General features: G+C 72.2%; 17 protein-coding genes and 1 pseudogene. 12 read left to right on the top strand and 6 right to left on the bottom strand.

Features of this window, described 5'->3' with window-relative positions:
• Positions 1-85 precede the first annotated feature (85 nt).
• From IEY98_RS22650 to IEY98_RS22630, 5 genes are all read left to right on the top strand, one after another.
• On the top strand, positions 86-442 hold the full coding sequence (locus IEY98_RS22650; protein WP_189212630.1) for a hypothetical protein: 357 nt from the start codon (positions 86-88) through the stop codon (positions 440-442).
• 133 nt (positions 443-575) lie between these two features.
• Positions 576-1,592: a D-isomer specific 2-hydroxyacid dehydrogenase family protein gene (locus tag IEY98_RS22645; protein WP_189212629.1), complete on the top strand. Its 1,017-nt coding sequence runs from the start codon at positions 576-578 to the stop codon at positions 1,590-1,592.
• On the top strand, positions 1,585-2,622 hold the full coding sequence (gene vanA / locus IEY98_RS22640) for a D-alanine--(R)-lactate ligase (protein WP_189212628.1): 1,038 nt from the start codon (positions 1,585-1,587) through the stop codon (positions 2,620-2,622). Before IEY98_RS22645 ends, vanA begins: the two co-directional genes overlap by 8 nt.
• Positions 2,619-3,233, top strand: coding sequence for a D-Ala-D-Ala dipeptidase VanX (vanX, locus tag IEY98_RS22635; protein ID WP_189212627.1), 615 nt, complete (start codon positions 2,619-2,621; stop codon positions 3,231-3,233). Before vanA ends, vanX begins: the two co-directional genes overlap by 4 nt.
• A 12-nt stretch (positions 3,234-3,245) precedes the next feature.
• Positions 3,246-4,349 (top strand): UDP-N-acetylglucosamine--N-acetylmuramyl-(pentapeptide) pyrophosphoryl-undecaprenol N-acetylglucosamine transferase, encoded by a 1,104-nt coding sequence (locus IEY98_RS22630; protein WP_189212626.1) that lies wholly within the window; start codon positions 3,246-3,248, stop codon positions 4,347-4,349.
• Here the strand turns inward: IEY98_RS22630 and IEY98_RS22625 are convergent.
• The gene (locus IEY98_RS22625; protein WP_189212625.1) at positions 4,335-5,414 is read right to left on the bottom strand and encodes a sensor histidine kinase; all 1,080 of its coding nucleotides are present in this window, start codon (positions 5,412-5,414) and stop codon (positions 4,335-4,337) included. The genes IEY98_RS22630 and IEY98_RS22625 overlap by 15 nt on opposite strands.
• A complete protein-coding gene (locus tag IEY98_RS22620; RefSeq protein WP_189212624.1) occupies positions 5,407-6,081 on the bottom strand; it encodes a response regulator transcription factor in 675 nt (224 codons plus the stop codon). Before IEY98_RS22620 ends, IEY98_RS22625 begins: the two co-directional genes overlap by 8 nt.
• 87 nt (positions 6,082-6,168) lie before the next feature.
• On the opposite strand from IEY98_RS22620, the gene IEY98_RS22615 reads away from it, so the two are divergent.
• The 6 genes and pseudogenes from IEY98_RS22615 to IEY98_RS22590 all read left to right on the top strand — a co-directional run.
• On the top strand, positions 6,169-6,657 hold the full coding sequence (locus IEY98_RS22615; protein WP_189212623.1) for a M15 family metallopeptidase: 489 nt from the start codon (positions 6,169-6,171) through the stop codon (positions 6,655-6,657).
• An 84-nt stretch (positions 6,658-6,741) separates the two neighbouring features.
• Positions 6,742-6,909 (top strand): ribbon-helix-helix protein, CopG family, encoded by a 168-nt coding sequence (locus tag IEY98_RS22610; RefSeq protein ID WP_189212622.1) that lies wholly within the window; start codon positions 6,742-6,744, stop codon positions 6,907-6,909.
• Positions 6,909-7,256, top strand: coding sequence for a VOC family protein (locus IEY98_RS22605; RefSeq protein ID WP_189212621.1), 348 nt, complete (start codon positions 6,909-6,911; stop codon positions 7,254-7,256). Before IEY98_RS22610 ends, IEY98_RS22605 begins: the two co-directional genes overlap by 1 nt.
• Positions 7,257-7,260: 4 nt before the next feature.
• Positions 7,261-8,559 (top strand): MFS transporter, encoded by a 1,299-nt coding sequence (locus IEY98_RS22600; RefSeq protein WP_189212620.1) that lies wholly within the window; start codon positions 7,261-7,263, stop codon positions 8,557-8,559.
• Between the two features lie 196 nt (positions 8,560-8,755).
• Entirely contained in the window at positions 8,756-11,350 is a 2,595-nt protein-coding gene (gene rph, locus IEY98_RS22595; protein ID WP_189212619.1) for a rifamycin-inactivating phosphotransferase, read from the top strand.
• Positions 11,351-11,446: 96 nt separating this feature from the next.
• Positions 11,447-11,626: pseudogene (locus tag IEY98_RS22590) on the top strand (MFS transporter); the annotation flags it as partial.
• Here IEY98_RS22590 and IEY98_RS22585 read toward each other — a convergent pair.
• A complete protein-coding gene (locus IEY98_RS22585; RefSeq protein WP_189212618.1) occupies positions 11,610-11,900 on the bottom strand; it encodes a hypothetical protein in 291 nt (96 codons plus the stop codon). The pseudogene IEY98_RS22590 and the gene IEY98_RS22585 overlap by 17 nt on opposite strands.
• 18 nt (positions 11,901-11,918) lie before the next feature.
• Positions 11,919-12,107: a hypothetical protein gene (locus tag IEY98_RS22580; protein WP_189212617.1), complete on the bottom strand. Its 189-nt coding sequence runs from the start codon at positions 12,105-12,107 to the stop codon at positions 11,919-11,921.
• Between the two features lie 168 nt (positions 12,108-12,275).
• On the opposite strand from IEY98_RS22580, the gene IEY98_RS22575 reads away from it, so the two are divergent.
• Complete coding sequence (locus tag IEY98_RS22575) at positions 12,276-13,688, top strand: MFS transporter (protein WP_189212616.1); 1,413 nt, start codon at positions 12,276-12,278, stop codon at positions 13,686-13,688.
• A gap of 98 nt (positions 13,689-13,786) precedes the next feature.
• Here the strand turns inward: IEY98_RS22575 and IEY98_RS22570 are convergent, their stop codons facing one another.
• On the bottom strand, positions 13,787-15,340 hold the full coding sequence (locus IEY98_RS22570; RefSeq protein WP_229787238.1) for a S8 family peptidase: 1,554 nt from the start codon (positions 15,338-15,340) through the stop codon (positions 13,787-13,789).
• 237 nt (positions 15,341-15,577) lie between these two features.
• A complete protein-coding gene (locus IEY98_RS22565; protein ID WP_189212615.1) occupies positions 15,578-18,436 on the bottom strand; it encodes an ATP-binding protein in 2,859 nt (952 codons plus the stop codon).
• Positions 18,437-18,499 lie beyond the last annotated feature (63 nt).

Below are 18,499 nucleotides of genomic sequence, written 5' to 3'. Positions count from 1 at the left end.
CGACCGAAATCGCATGGCGCGGACGCGGGCGGCTGTCTACGCTCCGAGGCCCCGCACGATCAGCGAGAACGGAAGGTCCACAGTGGTGCAGAACGAGCAGGCCCCGACCACTGTGCTGTGGCGGCCGACCGGGCCGGAGGAGTTGGAGCTCGTCCGGCGGTCCGGCTGGCGCTCTTGGCCGCCCCGGCTGCCCGAGCAGCCCATCTTCTACCCCGTGCTCAACGAGGAGTACGCGGTCAAGATCGCCAAGGAGTGGAACGTCCCGCATCACGGGGTGGGATACGTGACCCGCTTCCGCGTCGAGTCCGAGTTCCTGCGGCGGTACCCGGTCCAGCAAGCCGGGGGCGAGACCATCCTGGAGCTGTGGGTCCCGGCCGAGGAACTGGACGAGTTCAACGCGCACCTGGTCGGGCCGATCGAGGTCGTGCACGAGTTCCGGTGAGCGGCGTCGGGGGCTGTCGGGCAGGCAGGGCGACCGCGCCGAGGCCCGTTGCGCCTACCGATCGGTAACTTATCGTCGCCGTATCGGAAAGCGGATACGGGCTGGCAACACGCGATCGCCTTGACTGGGCGGCATGGCCTACAGCGAACCGGCACGAGTGGCGGCGTTCCCCGGTCGATCGCCCTCGGCCACGGGGATCACGGTTTACGGGTGCGGGCAGGACGAGGCCGTCCTGTTCCGGCGGCTGGCGCCGCGGTTCGGCGTCCTGGCGACGCTCACCGACGAGCCGGTGTCCGAGGGCAACGTCGACCTCGTGGCCGGGAACCGGTGTGTCAGCGTCGGCCACAAGGTCCGCATCGGGAACAGCACGCTTGACGCGCTCGCACGGGCCGGGGTCGCGTACATCTCCACGCGGAGCATCGGTTACAACCACATCGACGTGAAGCACGCGGAGAGCGTCGGTATCCGCGTCGAGAACGTCGCCTACTCGCCCGACAGTGTCGCCGACTACACGCTGATGCTGATGCTGATGGCGGTCCGGGACGCGAAGACCACCATCCGGCGCACGGATGTCCACGACTACCGGCTCAACGACGTGCCCGGGAGAGAGCTGCGCGACCTGACCGTCGGCGTGGTCGGGACAGGGCGCATCGGCGCGGCGGTCATCGACCGGCTGCGGGGGTTCGGCTGCCGCGTGCTGGCCCACGACCTCCGCCCCGGCGCCTCCGCCAGGTACCTCCCCCTTGACGACCTGCTCCAGCTCAGCGACGTCGTCACGCTCCACGCGCCGCTGTACGCCGATACCCACCACCTCCTCGACCGGCGGCGCATCGAGCGGATGAAGCGGGGCGCGTACGTCATCAACACCGGCCGCGGCCCGCTCGTCGACACCGCTGCCCTTCTCGCGGCGCTCGAGAACGGCAGCCTGGGCGGCGCGGCCTTGGACGTCCTCGAAGGCGAAGAGGGGATCTTCTACGCCGACCACAGGGACAGGCCCATCGAGAGCGAGTCGCTGCTGCGGCTGCAAAGCCTGCCGAACGTGCTCATCAGCCCGCACACCGCCTACTACACGGACCACGCCCTGCGCGACGCCGTGGAGAACTCCATCATCAACTGCCTGAAGTCTGAGAGCCGGAATCACCATGGATAGGTTGAAGGTCGGGATCCTCTTCGGGGGACGTTCCGAGGAACACCCCGTCTCCGTCAAATCCGCGCGCGAGGTCGCGAAGAGCCTCGACACCGCGAAGTACGAGCCGTACTACATCGGGATCACCAGGAGCGGCGCCTGGCGGCTCTGCGACGGCCCGGACGCGGACTGGGAGACCGGCGGCCGTCCCGCCGTGCTCTCCCCCGACGCAGGCGTTCACGGCCTGCTCGTCCTGGATCAGGGTCGACACGAGACGATCAGGCTCGACATCGTGGTGCCCGTCCTGCACGGCAGGCTGGGCGAGGACGGGGCCATGCAGGGCCTACTGGAGCTCTCCGGCATCCCCTACGTGGGCTGCGATGTCCAGAGTTCCGCCCTGTGCATGGACAAGGTCCTCACGTACCTCGTCGTCAGGGGCGCGGGGATCGCGACGCCGCGGTTCTGGACCGTCGGCGCGGACGAGAAGCCCGATCCCGACCAGCTCGCCTACCCCGTCTTCGTGAAGCCCGCCCGGTCCGGCTCCTCCTTCGGCGTCACCAAGGTGGCCCGCGAGGAGGAGCTGGCGCCCGCGGTCGAGGACGCCCGGCAGTACGACTCGAAGGTGGTGATCGAGGAGGCCGTCGACGGCAGCGAGGTGGGCTGCGCCATCCTCGGCGACGGCGACGGGCTGATCGTGGGCGAGGTGGACCGGGTCGCGCTCTCCCACGGGTTCTTCCGGATCCACCAGGAGAGCGCGCCGGAGACCGGCTCGGAGAACTCGACGTTCATCGTCCCCGCCGACATCCCGGCGGAGTCGCGCGCGTACGTGCAGGAGACGGCGAAGGCCGTCTACCGCGCTCTCGGGTGCCGGGGCATCGCGCGGGTCGACCTGTTCCTCAAGGCCGACGGACAGGTGGTCCTCAACGAGGTGAACACCCTGCCGGGCCTGACCTCCTACAGCCGCTATCCCAGGATGATGGCGGCCGCGGGCCTGCCGCTCGCCGAGGTGATCGACCGGCTGATCTCGTCGGCCCTGGCGGGGAAACCCCAGTGAGGGACGACTTCGCCTTCGTGGACGAACTGGTGCCCGGGATACGCTGGGACGCCAAGTACGCCACTTGGGACAACTTCACCGGCAGACCGGTGGACGGCTACCTCGCCAACCGCATCGTCGGCACGAAGGCGCTGTGCGCGGCCCTCGGGGACGCCCAGGAGAAGGCCGAGTCCCTCGGCTTCGGCCTGCTCCTCTGGGACGGCTACCGCCCGCAGCGCGCCGTGGACTGCTTTGTCCGCTGGTCGAGGCAGCCGGAGGACGGCCGCACGAAGCAACGGCACTACCCGAACCTCGACAGAGCCGCGATGTTCGAGCAGGGCTACGTCGCCGCCAGGTCGGGCCACAGCCGAGGCAGCACAGTGGACCTGACGCTCTACGACCTGGCCACGGGAGAACTCGCCCCCATGGGCGGCGGCCACGACCTCATGGACCCGGTCTCCCACCACGGCGCCAGCGGCATCACGGCGGTGGAAGCGCAGAACCGCCAGCACCTCTGCTCCATCATGGAGGACTGCGGTTTCGCGCGGTACGACTGCGAGTGGTGGCACTACACCCTGGAACACGAGCCCTATCCGGACACCTACTTCGATTTCCCCATCACCGCTATCTGACTGGAGGACCGCGTGACCGCACCGTGCGTCGTCGTCGCAGGCGGCCACTCGGCCGGGCACATCGAGCCCACGATGAACTTCGCCGACGCGCTGCGCGGCCTGGCGCCCACGGCGCGGATCACCGCCCTCGGCACCGTCCGCGGCCTGGACACCCGGCTCATCCCGGCCCGCGGCTACCCGCTCGAACTCATCCCGCCCGCGCCGTTGCCGCGCAGGCTGAACCGGGCACTGCTGCAGACGCCCGGCAGGCTGCGCGACGCCGTGCTTGCGGCCGGGTCGGTGCTCGACCGCGTGCGGGCCGAGGCCGTGGTGGGCTTCGGCGGATACGTCGCCCTGCCCGCCTACCTCGCCGCCCGCGGGCGGGGCCTGCCGATCGTCGTCCACGAGGCGAACGCCCGGCCCGGCGTGGCCAACCGGCTCGCGGCGCGGATGACGACGCACGTGTTCACCGCGTCGCCGGGCGTCCGGCTCGCGCACGCCACCGCCATCGGCATCCCGCTGCGGCGGGCGATCACCACGCTCGACCGGCCCGCGCTGCGCGCCGCCGCCCGGCGGCGGTTCGGCCTGCGCCCCGACGGCCCGGTCCTCATGGTCACCGGCGGCTCGCAGGGCGCCCGGACGATCAACGCGGCGGTGTCCGGCGCGGCGCGGGCGCTGCGCGCGTGCGGCGTGCAGGTGCTGCACATCACCGGGCCGCGCCACGTGGTCGACGTGCCGGACGGCGATCCGCCCTACATCGTCGTCCCGTACGTCGACGAGATGCACCACGCCTACGCGGCGGCCGACTTCGCGCTCTGCCGCTCGGGGGCGATGACGTGCGCGGAGCTGGCCGCGGTCGGCCTGCCCGCCGCGTACGTGCCGCTGCCGCTGCGCGGCGGGGAGCAGCGGCTGAACGCCGAGCCGGTCGTCGCGGCGGGCGGGGCGCTGCTGGTCGACGACGCCGACCTCGACCCGGCCTGGATCGAGACCACCCTGCTCCCGGTGCTCACCGACCCCGACCGGGTCGCGGCGATGTCGGCCCGCGCCGCGGCGGCCCGCTCGGTCGACGCGGGCGTCGTCCTCGCCCGGCACGTGCTCGCCGCGATCACCGAGCGCCGGAGGTCAGGCCCGCGGTAGCCGCACCATGACGCGGAGACCCCCTGCGGCACGCGGAGCCAGGGTGAGGGCTCCGTCGTGGGCCTGCACGATCCGGTTGACGATCGCCAGCCCGAGGCCGACACCCGCGTGGTCGGTGCGGACGCGTTCGGTTCCGCGCTGGAACGGCTCGGTGAGCGTCGCGACCAGCTGCGGGCTGAGCTTGTCGCCGGTGTTCTCGACGGTGAGCATGACGAAACCGGGACGGACGGCGGTGCTCACCTGGACCGTGCCGCGCTCGGGGAGATTGTGGACGATGGCGTTGTGCAGGAGGTTCATGGTCATCTGCAGCAGGAGCGCTGGGGAACCGCTGGTGGGGGCCATATCGCCGCTCGTCTCGATGGTGACGCCGTGCTTCTCCGCGAGCGGAAGCAGGGTCTCGGTCGCCTCTTCCGCGGTGAGGGACAGGTCGACCTGCTCCCGCGTCATGATTCCCTGGTCGGCGCGGCTGAGCAGGAGCAGCGCCTGGGTGAGCTCGATCGCCCGGGCGTTGACGGTGTGGAGGCGGTCGACGAGCTCGGCGGTGTTGCCGTTCGGGTCGGTGCGGGCGACGTCGAGCAGGGCCTGCATGATCGCCAGCGGGGTGCGCAGCTCGTGGGAGGCGTTGGCCGCGAACCGCTGCTGCTCGGCGATGTGCGCCTCGTGCCGGGCGAGCATGGCATCGAAGACGTCGGCCAGCTCGCGGAACTCGTCCTCCCGGCCCTCCAGCCGGATGCGGTGGGACAGCGACCCGTTCGCGGCCATGCGCGTGGCGTCGGTGATCCGGCTCAACGGGGCGAGCATGCGGCCCGCGAGGATCCAGCCGCCCAGCAGGCCGAACACCAGCAGGAACACCACCGCCCACGTCGCCGCCGGGGCGAAGGCCCGCAGCAGGTCGGAGCGGTCCGGCCCGCTCCCGGGAGCCCGCACCCTGGGCCCGGCGTCGGGCACGTACCGCAGCAGGAACACCCACACGACCGCGAGCAGCAGACCGCCCGCCACCATGAGGAACCCGGCGTAGCTGAGGGTGAGTTTGAGGCGGACGCTCAGGCCGGGCGGCCTATCCACGCCCGTCCCCGGTGTCGATGCGGTAGCCGACCCCGGGCACCGTGGCGATCAGCCAGGGCTCGCCGAGCCGCTTGCGCAGCGCCGAGACCGTGATGCGCACGGCGTTGGTGAACGGGTCGGTGTTCTCGTCCCACGCCCGCTCCAGCAGCTCCTCGGCGCTGATCACCCCGCCCTCGGCGGCGACGAGCACCTCGAGCACGGCGAACTGCTTCCTGGTCAGCGCGACATAGCGGCCGTCGCGGTAGACCTCGCGGCGGAACGGATCGACGCGCAGGCCCGCGATCTCCCGCACCGGCGGCCTGCTGTGCGCGCGCCTGCGGTCGAGCGCCCTGAGCCGGAGCACGAGCTCCCGCATCTCGAACGGCTTGGTGAGGTAGTCGTCGGCGCCGATCCCGAACCCGGTGGCCTTGTCGTCGAGCCGGTCGGCCGCGGTGAGCATGATGATCGGCGTGCCTGCGCCGGAGGCGACGATGTGCTCGGCGATCTCGTCCCCGGACGGGCCGGGGATGTCGCGGTCGAGGACGGCGATGTCGTAGGCGTTGACGCTCAGCAGTTCCAGCGCGGTGTCGCCGTCACCGGCGATGTCGGCGGCGATCGCCTCCAGCCGCAGCCCGTCGCGGATGGCCTCCGCCATGTAGGGCTCGTCCTCCACGACCAGCACACGCATGCTCCGATGCTACGAGTCGGCGCATATCCCCGGCATATCGAGAACCGCATACGCGCTGGCAACGCGACGCCGCCTTGACTCGACACCATGCCTTCCAGCGAATCCGCCGTCCGGCGCGCTCTCGGCACGGCCCACGGCGCTGTCCCCGTCCCGGTGCCGGTCTTCGACGACGAGGCCCCGGCCGTGGCCAACCTCGACCCCGACCTGCTCGACGCCCTGCGCCGGGCCGCCACCGACGCCGCGGCCGACGGGATCGCCTTCCGCGTCCACGGCGGCTGGCGGTCCCCGGAATACCAGGAACACCTCCTGCATGAGGCGGTCGTGCGGCACGGCTCCGCAGCGGAGGCGGCCCGATGGGTGGCCACCGCGGAGACGTCGGCCCACGTGTCCGGGGACGCTGTCGACATCGGACCTCCCGACGCCCGGCTCTGGCTGTCCCGGAACGGAGCCCGGTACGGGCTGTGCCAGATCTACCGCAACGAGCCCTGGCACTACGAACTGCGCCCGGAGGCCGTCGAGGGCGGCTGCCCGCCCCTGTACCCCGACCCCACGCACGACCCGAGGATGCGCCGATGAGCCGCCCACTGCCCCGATCGAGGGGCCGCGCCCCACAAGCTTACTAGCATGCTCCTAAGCAGGTGTGCATTCTAGCATCGGAGCATGACGTCGGCCGCCAAGCGTCAGTTCAGCGTTTATCTGCCGCCTGACCTCGTGAAACGGGTCAAGCACGCCTCCGTCGAGGCCGAGGAGTCGCTCTCGGCGTTCGTCGAGCGCGTGCTCGAGGACTACCTGCGGCGAAGCGGCACCACCGATGAGGAGCGTTCGTGATGCGGGTGATGCCGATCCGCTACAGCTCGGATGTCGCGGGCATGACGCGGTTCTACGAGGCGCTCGGGCTGGCGGTCGGGGCGGTGTCGCGCCCCGGCGGCTGGGTCGAGCTGCCCGCGGCGGGCGGCCTGCTGGCCATCCACCGGGGCGCCGACGAGGAGGCGGGCCGGTGCGAGCTGGCCTTCGAGGCCGACGAGCCCCTTGAGGACGTCGCGGCGCGCCTGCGCGCGGCGGGCTTCGCGCCCGGACCGGTGATCGACGAGAACCACGGGCACTCGCTGCGCGTCCAGGACCCCGACGGCGTGTGGGTGCAGATCAACCTGTACGACCGGCAGCTCTACACCTGAGCCGATGAGCGCCACCCGGACGACGGGCCCGCTGGTCCTCGCGGTCGGCATCGTCGCGCTCGAGTTCGCCGCGGCCGTCACCGGCTTCGTCGCCTCCACGCTGCTGCCCGTCGTCGCGGGCGAGCTGAGCGCCCGGGACGAGATCGGGCTGCTGATCGCGGGCTCGTCGCTCGGGTTGTTCGTCGCGCTCCCCCTGGCGAGCCGGGTGCTGCTGCGGCTGGGCGCGCGCGGGACCCTGGCCGTCGGCATGGCCGCCTACCTCGGCGGCCTCGCCGTGGCCGCCTCCGCCCAGGCCGCGTGGATGTTCGCGGTGGGCCAGTTCGCCACCGGCCTCGCCAGCGGCCTGCTCGCGGTGTTCGGCATCAGCTCCGCGATCCGCCACCTCGACGACCGGGTGCGCATCAAGGTCGTCGCGGCGTCGTCGGCGATGTGGATCCTGCCCGCGCTGGTCGGTCCGGCCGCGACGCTGGGGCTGGAACACCTCGTGGGGTGGCGGTGGACCCTGCTGGCCCCGGTTCCGTTCGTCCTCTTCGGACGCTTGCTGATCGTGCGCGCCGCAGGCGACGATCCGTCCTCAGAGGACACGCCGCGCCCGCTGGGCCGGACCCTGCTGGTGCCGGTGGGGGCGGCGGGCGTCGTGCTGAGCACGGGATGGTGGCCGCTGGCGGTCATCGGAGCGGTGGTCGCCGTGGCGGGCATGGTGGCGATCCTGCCCGCCGGGACCGCGCGGCTGCGGCCGGGCGCCCCCGCCGCGCTCGGCGCGATGGTGCTGTTCGCGATCGGCTACTTCGGCGCCGACAGCCTGATCACCGTGCTGATCACGAGCGGCTTCCGGATGAGCATCGGCCAGGCCGCGATCGTCCTGAGCGCCGCCCCGCTGGGGTGGGCGGTAACGAGCCTGCTGACCACCCAGTTCGCCTCCGAGCGGGCCAAGAAGCACTTCCCCGCGGTTGGCTTGGGCCTGACCGCCCTGGGCACGGCCGTCCTGGTGGTCGAACTCGCCGTCGGCGGGTCGTTCGCCATCGTGCTCGCCGCGTGGGCGGTGGGCGGGATCGGCGTGGGCCTGGCGTATCCCGGCCTCTACATCAGAGCGACCACCGCGAGCGCGAGCGGCTTCACGGCCGCGGAGCTGGCCACGGCGGTCATCACCGCCGAGTGCGTCGGCCAACTGCTGGGCCGGGCCGTCGGCGGCGCCCTGAGCTCGACCGCAACCACGGGCGGGATGCTCGCGTCCTACCTGCTGTTCACGGTCGCGCTGATCGCGGCGACGGCAGCGGCGACCCGATCCTCGACCGCCGGGTAGACCCTTCGAGTGGGCAATCCCCTCCCTGCCCACTTCAACATATAGCGCACCGGGGGTCTTGCGGCAAGACCCGGGTCGTGCCGCAGAATCTGCACCCGTTGCCGCGACCTGCGAAAACAGGTGCCGACGAGAACAATGACGGCCGGGGCAGGCGGTGGCGGCCGAGAGCAAGGGACCGACGGGGGAAGGTAGACGGATGAGCAGCTACGTGCTCGGTCTCCAGGAGATCGACCGGACACAGGTCTCGGTCGTGGGTGGCAAAGGGGCGCACCTGGGCGAGCTTTCGCGGATCGAGGGTGTCCGCGTGCCAGCGGGATTCTGCGTGACGACGGACGCTTTCCGGCGGGTCATGGCGGACACGCCGTCGATCGGCGAGCAGGTGGAGCACTTGGCGGGACTCGGCCCGGACGACCGGGAGGGGATTCGCGCGCGCAGCGCCGAGATCCGACGGGTCATCGAGGACATCGCCATGCCGGACGACCTGGCGGCGGCGATCACCGGGGCGGTCGCCGGGCTCGGTGCGGACGTCGCCTGCGCTGTCCGGTCCAGCGCGACGGCGGAGGACCTGCCGGGGGCCTCCTTCGCGGGCCAGCAGGACACCTACCTCAACGTCGTGGGTTCCGCCGCGGTCCTCCGGCACGTCAGCCGGTGCTGGGCGTCGCTGTTCACCGAGCGCGCCGTGGCTTACCGGCTGCGCAACGGCTTCGACCACCGGAAGGTCCACATGGGCGTGGTCGTGCAGCGGATGGTCTTCCCGGAGGCCGCGGGCGTGCTGTTCACCGCGGACCCCGTCACGTCCGACCGGAAGGTCGTGTCCGTGGAGGCGGGATTCGGACTCGGCGAGGCGCTCGTCTCCGGCCTGGTGAACGCCGACAGCTTCAAGGTCCGCGACGGCGAGATCGTCGCCAGGTCGATCGCCGTCAAGCAGCGGGCCGTCCACGCCGTGCCGGGCGGCGGAACGCAGGAGCGGCTTATCGAGCCGGCACAGCAGGAACGGCCCGCGCTGACGGACGAGCAGGTCGTGCGGCTCGCCCGGCTGGGACGGGCGATCGAGGCGCACTTCGGCCGTCCGCAGGACATCGAGTGGTGCCTGGTCGACGACGACTTCCCCATCGTCCAGAGCAGGCCGATCACCACGCTGTTCCCGATCCCCGAGACCGACGACGGCGAGAACCACGTCTACGTCTCCGTCGGCCACCAGCAGATGATGACCGACCCGATGACGCCCCTGGGCCTGTCCGTGTGGCAGCTGACCACTCCCCGGCCCATGGCCGAGGCGGGCGGGCGGCTGTTCGTCGACGTCACCCCGCAGCTGGCGTCGCCGACGAACCGGGCGGGCTTCATGGAGGTGCTGGGGAAGTCCGACCCGCTGATCGAGGACGCGTTGCGGACCGTCGTCGACCGCGACGGCTTCATCCCGCCGCCGAGCGGCGAGGAGCCGCCGCCGATCCCCGGCGTCGCCCCGGTCACGGTGGAGACCGACCCCGCTCTCGTCACCGGGCTGATCGAGCAGTGCGAGACCTCCATCGCCGCGGTGAGGCGGGAGATCCGGACGCGGTCGGGAGTCGAGCTGATCGACTTCATCCTGGCGGACTTCCAGGAACTGCGCCGGATCCTGTTCGACCCCCGGGGCCACCAGGTGATCATGGCGGCGATGCAGGCGACGTGGTGGCTCAACGAGCGGCTGTCGGAGTGGCTGGGCGAGAAGAACCCGGCCGACACGCTGACCCAGTCCGTCCCGCACAACGTCACCTCGGAGATGGGGCTGGCGCTGCTCGACGTCGCCGACGCGATCCGCCCGCACCCGGAGGTCGTCGCCTTCCTGCAGGAGGTCGATCACGACGACTTCCTCGACGACCTGGCCGAAATCGACGGTGGCCGGGAAGCGCGCGACGCCATCGTGGCCTATCTCGACAAGTACGGCATGCGCTGCGTCGGCGAGATCGACATCACCAGGCCGAGGTGGAGCGAGCGGCCCGCCATGCTCCTGCCCATGATCCTGTCCCACGTCAGGAACTTCGAGCCGGGCGCGGGCGAGCGGCGCTTCGAGCAGGGGCGGCAGGAGGCGTCGGCGAAGGAGCAGGACCTGCTGGCGCGGTTGCGGGCGCTGCCGGACGGCGAGCGCAAGGCCGAGGAGACCAAGCGGAGGATCGATCTCGTCCGGACGTACACCGGGTATCGGGAGTACCCGAAGTACGGCATGGTCAGCCGCTACTTCGTCTACAAGCAGGCTCTGCTGGCCGAGGCCGAGCGCCTGGTCCGGGCGGGCGTGCTCGGCGAGCGCGACGACGTGTTCTTCCTGCGGCTGCGGGAACTCCGCGAGGTCGTGCGGACGAACCGGGTGGACGGCGAGCTCATCCGGCGGCGCAAGGAGGTGTTCCGGTCCTACGCGGCGCTCACGCCGCCCCGGGTGCTCACCTCGGACGGCGAGGCCGTCTCCGGGTCCTACCGCCGCGACGACCTGCCCGACGGCGCCCTGGTCGGCCTGCCGGTGTCCGCCGGGACGGTCGAGGGGCGGGCGCGGGTCATCCTCGACCTGGCGACCGCCGACGTCGAACCGGGCGACATCCTGGTCACCGCGTACACCGATCCCAGCTGGTCTCCCCTGTTCGTCGCGATCGCGGGCCTGGTGACCGAGGTCGGCGGCCTGATGACCCACGGCGCGGTGATCGCCCGGGAGTACGGCCTGCCCGCGGTCGTCGGCGTCGAGCGGGCAACCCGGGCGATCCGGGATGGACAGCGGATCCGGGTGAACGGGACCGACGGGTTCATCGAGATCCTGACGCCGTAGCGCGCGGTCTGCCGCCGTCCTTCCGGGATGGCGAGACCCGGGTGCCCGCTCCGACCAGGGGCCGACATCCGCAATCGACCTCGGAAGGACCCCGCGATGACCGATCTGCTCCCGGCGGCGGCCGGGCGGCGGGAGTGGATCGCGCTCGCCGTGCTCAGCCCGCCCGCGCTCCTGGTCTCCATCGACGTGCACGTGCTGCTCCTCGCCCTGCCCCAGACGGCGGCCGACCTGGGCGCGAGCAGCACCGAGCAACTGTGGATCACCGGCGGGCACGGGTTGGCCTGATCATGGCGTCCGCGCCCGCGGAGAAGGCGGGCTCGGCGGCCGCGCTCGACGAGACCAGCGGTCCGACAAGGAAGGAGCCGCCGTTCCTTCCCAATCTCCGCAGAAACTCGACGTAAGCGGCGGGCAGGGTCTGCCCGCCTTGGTCCGTGGCCACTTCCTCGATCTCCGTGTGCGAAAGTCCGACGCGCGCTCCAGAGGACCATTCCTCGATACGTGCCTCGAAGGCGTCGAAGAAGTCGGGTAGCGAGTTGGTCGTGTCAGGCATCTGCCGTTACCCCTGCTCCTAGCGGCCGCAGGGTGGGGTTCGGGTGAGGGACAGCGTCAGGTTCAGGGAACCGGCGCGGCCTTGGCGGGTTGCGGTGAGGTGGGCGGTGGGCGTCGGGGTGTCGCAGCACAGCGCGAGGATGGCCTTGGCGGCGAGGCGCCAGCCGCGGGTTGTCGTCTTCGTGCTCAGCCGGAGCAGTTCGCGCACGGGGCCACCTTCAGCTCGTCGGGATCATACCCCCCTACCGTACCCCGAGCGGTCGTCGGCGGCTTCACCTGTGGACTAGGCCACCCCGGCCGCACACCCCCTTGCCGCGGTGATCGACCGCTGCTAGCTTCGCCGTCGACATATACCCCGTACCCCTATGGAGTACCAATGTCCACGACGGCCGTTCGGGTGGATCGACGCTGGTGGGCGCTCGGCCTCATCGCGCTCGCCCAGTTCATCGTGATCATGGACACCTCGATCATCGGTGTCGCCCTGCCGCGGATGCAGACGGATCTAGGGTTCACCCAGGAGTCCCTGTCCTGGGTCTTCAACGCCTACGTGGTCGCCTTCGGCGGTCTGCTGCTGCTCGGCGGGCGGCTGTCGGACCTGCTCGGCGCGCGGCGGGTGTTCGCGGCGGGATGGGCGGTGCTGCTGGTCGGCTCGGTGCTGGCGGGCGCGGCCGAGGCGGTGTGGGTCGAGTTGGCGGGCCGCGCCGTGCAGGGCGTGGGCGCGGCGCTGATCGCGCCGTCCGCGCTGACGCTGCTGATGACGCTGTTCGGCGGCAACCCGCGCGAACTGGGCAAGGCGCTGGCGCTCTACGGCGCCGCCGCGCCCGCGGGCGGCACCGCGGGCGTGTTCCTCGGCGGGGTCATCACCGAGTACATCAGCTGGCCCTGGGTCTTCTACATCAACGTGCCCATCGCCGTCGCGGTGCTGATCGCCGTGCCTGCGCTCATGCCGCGGGCCCAGGTGAAGCGCGGCGGCATCGACGTCCTCGGCGCGGTCACCGTCACCGCCGGACTCGGCCTTGCCGTGTACTCCGTGGTGCGCGCGCCCGAGGCAGGCTGGGGCTCGGCCACGACCGTGCTCGGCCTGGTCGGCGCGATCGTCCTGCTGGGAGCGTTCCTGGCGATCCAGGCCCGTCGGGGCGAGCCGCTGGTCCGGCTCGGCATCTTCCGCACGCCCGACCTCGGCGCGGCCAACGTCGCCCAGCTGCTGCTGGGCGCGGCGTGGATCCCGATGTGGTTCTTCCTCAACCTCTACCTGCAGCAGGTGCTCGGCCTGGGCGCCTTCGCCAGCGGCGCCGCGCTGCTGCCCATGACCGCCATGATCATGCTGATGATGATCGCCGTCGCACCCCGCCTGACCGGCCGCTTCGGCGCCAAGGCGATGACTGTCACCGGGCTGGTCGTGCTCGGCGCGGGCCTGTTCTGGCTGGCCCAGGTCGGTCCGGACGGGACCTTCCCCGCCGACGTCCTGCCCGCGTCACTGGTCGCCGCGGTCGGCATGGGACTGGCGTTCATCCCCTCGCTGGGCACCGCCATCTCCAGCGCCCGGCCGGAGGAGGGCGGGCTCGCCTCGGGCATCGTCAACACCAGCTACCAGATCGGCTCCGCCCTCGGCCTCGCCGCCATCACCGCCGTCGCGGCCACCGCGGGCGCGGCCGAGATCGCCGACCGGGTCGCCCTGACCGACGGCCTGTCCACCGCCTTCCTCGCCGCCGCGGGCATCGCGGTCGCGGGCGCGGCCATCACCGCCCTCACCCTCAACCGCCGACGGACCGATCAGCCGGTCGCCTGACCGAAAACGCCCACCGCGGGCGTTCGGACGGAAAGGTGCCCGGGCAGGCGCGCAACAGCCCCTCGCGGAGTGATCCGCGAGGGGCCGCTGTGCATCGGTCAGGGCTTGTCGGTCTTGAGGGTGTAGCTGCCGGAGCCGCTGTAGGCGTGGATGCGCCAGGTGTAGTAGCCGGCGGTGCCGGTGTACTCGACCTCCTCATTGGCCGCCGGGGTGGTGCCCTCGGCGACGGTGGTCCAGCCGTAGCCGTTCCACTTCTGCAGGTACAGGTCGAAGTCCGCGCCCGAGGGACCGGTCAGGCAGCCGCGGTGCACACCGGAGGTGGTGGACTGGTAGTAGCTGTTGTTGGGCTGGTAGGCCGAGCCGCCCGCGTTCAGGGAGCCGGTGAAGGTCTCCTCCGAGCAGTTGCCCGGGTCCGGGTCCGGGTCCGGGTCGGGGCCGCCGCCGTTGAGGAACCCGATCTGCAGCAGCTTGTTCGGCGAGCCCTTGACGTCGCTGATCTTGTTCGTCACGGTGTTGTCCAGCAGCGCGCGGTTGACCTCGGCGGGCGTCTTGCCGGAGTTGCCGGACATGCCCAGGTACAGCGCGGCCGCGCCCGCGACGTGCGGGGTCGCCATCGACGTGCCGTAGATGGTGTTGGTGGCGGAGTTCCCGGTGTGCCAGGCGGAGGTGATGTCCGTGCCCGGCGCGAACAGGTCGACGCAGGTGCCGTAGTTCGACGACCTGTTGTTGGGCCAGATCGAGCGGCGGTCGGAGCTGTCGGACGCGGCGACGGTCAGCACCTCGGGGACGCGGGCGGGCGAGACGTTGCAGGCGTCCTGGCCCTCGTTGCCCGCGGCGACCACGGTGGTGATGCCCCGCTGCAGCAGCCGCCGGGCGGCGTCGTCGTTGGTGGGCGACGCGCCACCGCCCAGGCTCATGTTGACGACCGCGGGAAGCACGGCGTTGCGGGCGACCCAGTCCATGCCCGCGGCGACCGAGTTGCCCTGGCTCCAGCCGTCGCACTTCAGCACGCGGACCGCGTGCACGGTCGCCTTCTTCGCCACACCGTAGGTCGAGCCCGCGATGGTGCCCGCGACGTGGGTGCCGTGGCCGTTGCAGTCGGTGGCGTTGGAGTCGCCGTCGATGGCGTCGTAGCCGTGCTTGGCCCGTCCGGCGAACTGGTTGTGCGTGGTGAGGATGCCGGTGTCGATCACGTAGACGTTGACGCCCTGACCGCCCGACGCGGGGTAGGTGTAGGAGCGGTCCAGCGGCAGGTTCGGCTGGTCGATCCGGTCCAGGCCCCAGACCGGGTTCGTCTGGGTGTCGAGGGCGCGGACCTTGCGGTCCTGCTCGACGTAGGCCACAGCCGGGTCGGCGGCCAGCTTCCTGGCCTGGGCCTCGCTCATGTCGACCGCGAAGCCGTTCAGCGCCGGGTAGGTGTAGGTGATGCGGCCTGCGAACTTCCTGGCCAGCTCACCGGCCTTCGACGCCGTCTGCGCCGAGGAGACCGATGCGTCCTTGAACATCACGAGGTAGGCGCCGGGCACCGAGTCCGGCTGGTCGGCGCGCTGGATGGCGCCTTCGGCAGCCGCTGCGGGCAGTGCCATCCCGGCAGCGGCGAGCAGGGCGGCGACCGCCGCGCCCGTCACCGTGGTGGTGCGATGAGATCGCATGGGACAGTTCTCCGTTTCCTTCCACCGGGCGACGCCCGGAGGCGTGACTGCCGGGCAGGGATGATCACTGGCAGTCACATAGGACTCAGCATCAGCCGTGCGGGTGACGCATTCAATCGGAGATTCGCTAGGTGGCGGCACCTAATCGAGCGCGGAACCACTCCTGGTCACCGACGCCCGGTCATGCCGGATGGCCGGCCGCCGACCTCGGTCGACGACCGGCCTCGACGGGCCCGTTCACCAGCGCAGGTCGGCGGTGCGGATCTCCCGTCGCGAACTGAGGCGCAGCTTCCGCAGCACGCGGGAGGTGTGCTGCTCGACCGTCCGCGATGACAGGAACAGGGTCTCGGCGATCTCGTTGTTGGTGTGCCCCGCGGCCAGCAGGCGGGCCACCTCGCGCTCCCGGGGCGAGAGGCTGTCGCCGTATCCGCGCCTGCCCTGACGCGACGGCGTGGTGATCCCGAGGGAGCGCAGCAGGTGCCTGCAGCGGGCGGCGTCGTGGACGGCGCCCAGCGCCTGATAACGCTCGGCGCACTGCGTATAGGCCGTGATGGCGGCGTCGCCGCCCGTGCTCAGCCGGTGGGCCTCGGCCCGCTCCCACGCCAGGGCCGCCAGGTAGGGCGCGCCCATCCCCTGGTACGCGCGGGCGGCCGCGGCGTGGTGCTCCGCGCCCGTCCCGCCCGCGTGCTGTTCGAGCGCCCCCCGGCACGTGTGCAGGGCGGCGGCGGCCATCGGGGCGATGAGCCCGCTGATCCCCTCGGTCGCCGAGCGCACCAGCTCCTCCGCGTCCAGCACCCGCCCCGCGGCGAGATAGGCGTCGACGGCGGCGGGCGCCAGCTCGCCCGCCCAGGCCCACACCTCCTTGCGCCGCAACAACGCCACGCCCGCGTCCGCCTCGACGACGGCCAGCACGACGTCGTCGTCGCGCAGCGCCAGCCGGGTCAGGCCCGCGCTGCCGCCGAGCGCGATGGGCGTGATCGCCGCGCGCGGCGTGCGCACGCCCGTCTCCAGCAGGTGCGTGCGCGCCGCCTCCCACTCCCCGCGCGCGAGGGCCAACTGGCCGAGCACCAGGTTCAGCTCGGCGGCCACCGCGGTCAGCTCGCGGTACTCGGCCAGTAGGGACGCCGCCCGCTCGGCCAGCCCCTCCCACGCGCCGGTGAACCAGTCCAGGCGGATGCGCGTGCTGCGCGCGGTGCTCAGCACGTAGAGCGCGCCGCTCTCCTCGGCCGCCTTCACCCCGAACCGCAGGTACTCGTCCGCGGCGTCGAACCGGCCGATCAGGGTCAGCGAGTCGCCGAGGTTGCAGTGCGCCCGCGCGATCTGCCGCTGCTCGCCCAGGGTCCGCCCGAGGGCGGGCAGCGTGGCCAGGCGCTCGTCGGTGTCCGGGTCGCCGATGGCCACCAGCCCCCCGACGACGTTGGCGATCAGCGAGATCCGCTGCTCCTGGTCGGCGCACTGGTCGATGGCCGCGTCCGCCTTGCGCATCCACGGCGCCAGCGACGACAGCGGGACGTCACCGCTGAACGGCACGGCCAGGGCGCTCATGCACTTGGCAGCGAGGTCGGGCCGACCGCCGAGCTCGTCCACGGCCAGTTCGAGCTGCGCGCGGCCCTCGACCAGCGCGTCGGAGTACCGCGCCAACAGCAGCCCGAGCTGCATCCTGACCTGGCCGCGGGCGCCTGCGGAGAGCCGGTCGTCGATCAGCAGCCGCTTGAGCACGGACGCCGAGCTGGGCACGTCCAGGCCGAGCAGGGCGGCCTCCCCCAGCTTGACGCCGAGCCGGTCGACGTCCGCCCCGGACAGGGCGGGCTCGGCGAGCAGGAGCCGCAGCAGCGGCGACGCGGTCATCGCGTCCGAGACCGCCAGCGCCTGGTCGGCGGCGGCCTCACCGTAGGCCAGCCAGTCGGCGCGCTGGTGGGCCAGCCTGCTGTGCTCGGCGAGCTGGACCAGCGGCGGCGGGTCGATCGCGGCCAGCAGGCGCACCGCGCGCCGGTGCAGGTCCTTGCGCTCGATCGAGCTCATCGTCCCGTAGACGGCCTGCCGCGCCAGGGCGTGGCGGAACGCGCACGTCCCGTCGCCCGCGTCGTGCAGGAGCGCGCACGCCAGCACCTCGTCGACCGCGGCCTTGAGCCGGTCGCCGGAGAGCCCGGCGACCTCGCCGAGCACCTCGATCGAGGCCGGGATCGCGAACGCGGCGGCGGCGCGGGCCAGGCAGCCCGCGTCCTCGGACAGCCCGGCCAGCCGCTCGGCGACCGACTCGCGCAGCAGCACCGGCACCTCGCCGCGCTCGGACCACCACCGCACGTCCACCCCGTCGATCGCCGCCTGGCCCGGCCGCACCGAGCGCAGCACCTCCTCGACCACGAACGGCAGCCCGGCGGTGTGCTCGTGCAGCACGGCGGCGAACTCCGCGCTCACCGTCTCCACGCCCAGGACCACCGCGGCGAGGATCCGCACCTGGGCGGTGTCCAGCGGCTTCAGCGGCAGGATCTCCGCGGTCACGCCCGCCCCCGGCCGGTACGCCGCGCCCAGCGGCATCCCCCACGGCACGTCCTCGCGCCGGTAGGTCACCAGCACCGCCAGCGTGGGCGGCGGGTCGGCCATCAGGAACCGCAGCAGCTGCAGCGTGCCGTCGTCGGCCCAGTGCAGGTCCTCGATGACCAGCAGGGCGGGCCCGACGGCCACCAGGACCTCCCGGATCGCCCGGAACAGCAGGTGCCGGTCGAACACCGGGTCGCCGATCTCCCTCGGCAGCGGCGGCAGCACGTCCGCCAGCTCCGGCACGGCCGTGCGCAGGACGGAGGTGACCGGGTTCAGCGCCCCGCACCGCGCCAGCCTGCCGCGCGCCCTGCGCAGCGCCTCCAGGACGGCGCCGAGGATGAACGGCTCGCGCAGGTGCTGGCAGTGCCCGACCAGCACGGTCGGGCCGCCCGCGTCCACCGAGCCGATCAGCTCCCGGACCAACCGGCTCTTGCCGACCCCGGCCTCCCCCTCGACCTGAACGAACGCGGGGGTGCGCCGGACTGCCGACCGCAGCCTGCTCAACTCGTCCTCCCGGCCGACCAGCGCGGTGGGGACCGGATCACGTGGTGACATGTGTTCTTCGCCTAACCGGGAATCGGGGCGCGGTCGCGGCCCCGGGGAACCTGACCGGGCGGG

The organism is Actinokineospora fastidiosa (assembly GCF_014648415.1).
Taxonomy (GTDB): domain Bacteria; phylum Actinomycetota; class Actinomycetes; order Mycobacteriales; family Pseudonocardiaceae; genus Actinokineospora; species Actinokineospora fastidiosa.
This window is presented reverse-complemented; position numbering and strand designations above follow the sequence as displayed.

Coding starts and splice junctions, on each gene's coding strand:
- IEY98_RS22570 (WP_229787238.1), bottom strand. CDS start 15,340: ATGCGATCTCATCGCACCACCACGGTGACGGGCGCGGCGGTCGCCGCC.
- IEY98_RS22600 (WP_189212620.1), top strand. CDS start 7,261: ATGAGCGCCACCCGGACGACGGGCCCGCTGGTCCTCGCGGTCGGCATC.
- IEY98_RS22615 (WP_189212623.1), top strand. CDS start 6,169: ATGCCTTCCAGCGAATCCGCCGTCCGGCGCGCTCTCGGCACGGCCCAC.
- IEY98_RS22645 (WP_189212629.1), top strand. CDS start 576: ATGGCCTACAGCGAACCGGCACGAGTGGCGGCGTTCCCCGGTCGATCG.
- IEY98_RS22605 (WP_189212621.1), top strand. CDS start 6,909: ATGCGGGTGATGCCGATCCGCTACAGCTCGGATGTCGCGGGCATGACG.
- IEY98_RS22575 (WP_189212616.1), top strand. CDS start 12,276: ATGTCCACGACGGCCGTTCGGGTGGATCGACGCTGGTGGGCGCTCGGC.
- IEY98_RS22610 (WP_189212622.1), top strand. CDS start 6,742: ATGACGTCGGCCGCCAAGCGTCAGTTCAGCGTTTATCTGCCGCCTGAC.
- IEY98_RS22585 (WP_189212618.1), bottom strand. CDS start 11,900: ATGCCTGACACGACCAACTCGCTACCCGACTTCTTCGACGCCTTCGAG.
- rph (WP_189212619.1), top strand. CDS start 8,756: ATGAGCAGCTACGTGCTCGGTCTCCAGGAGATCGACCGGACACAGGTC.
- IEY98_RS22620 (WP_189212624.1), bottom strand. CDS start 6,081: ATGCGTGTGCTGGTCGTGGAGGACGAGCCCTACATGGCGGAGGCCATC.
- vanA (WP_189212628.1), top strand. CDS start 1,585: ATGGATAGGTTGAAGGTCGGGATCCTCTTCGGGGGACGTTCCGAGGAA.
- IEY98_RS22565 (WP_189212615.1), bottom strand. CDS start 18,436: ATGTCACCACGTGATCCGGTCCCCACCGCGCTGGTCGGCCGGGAGGAC.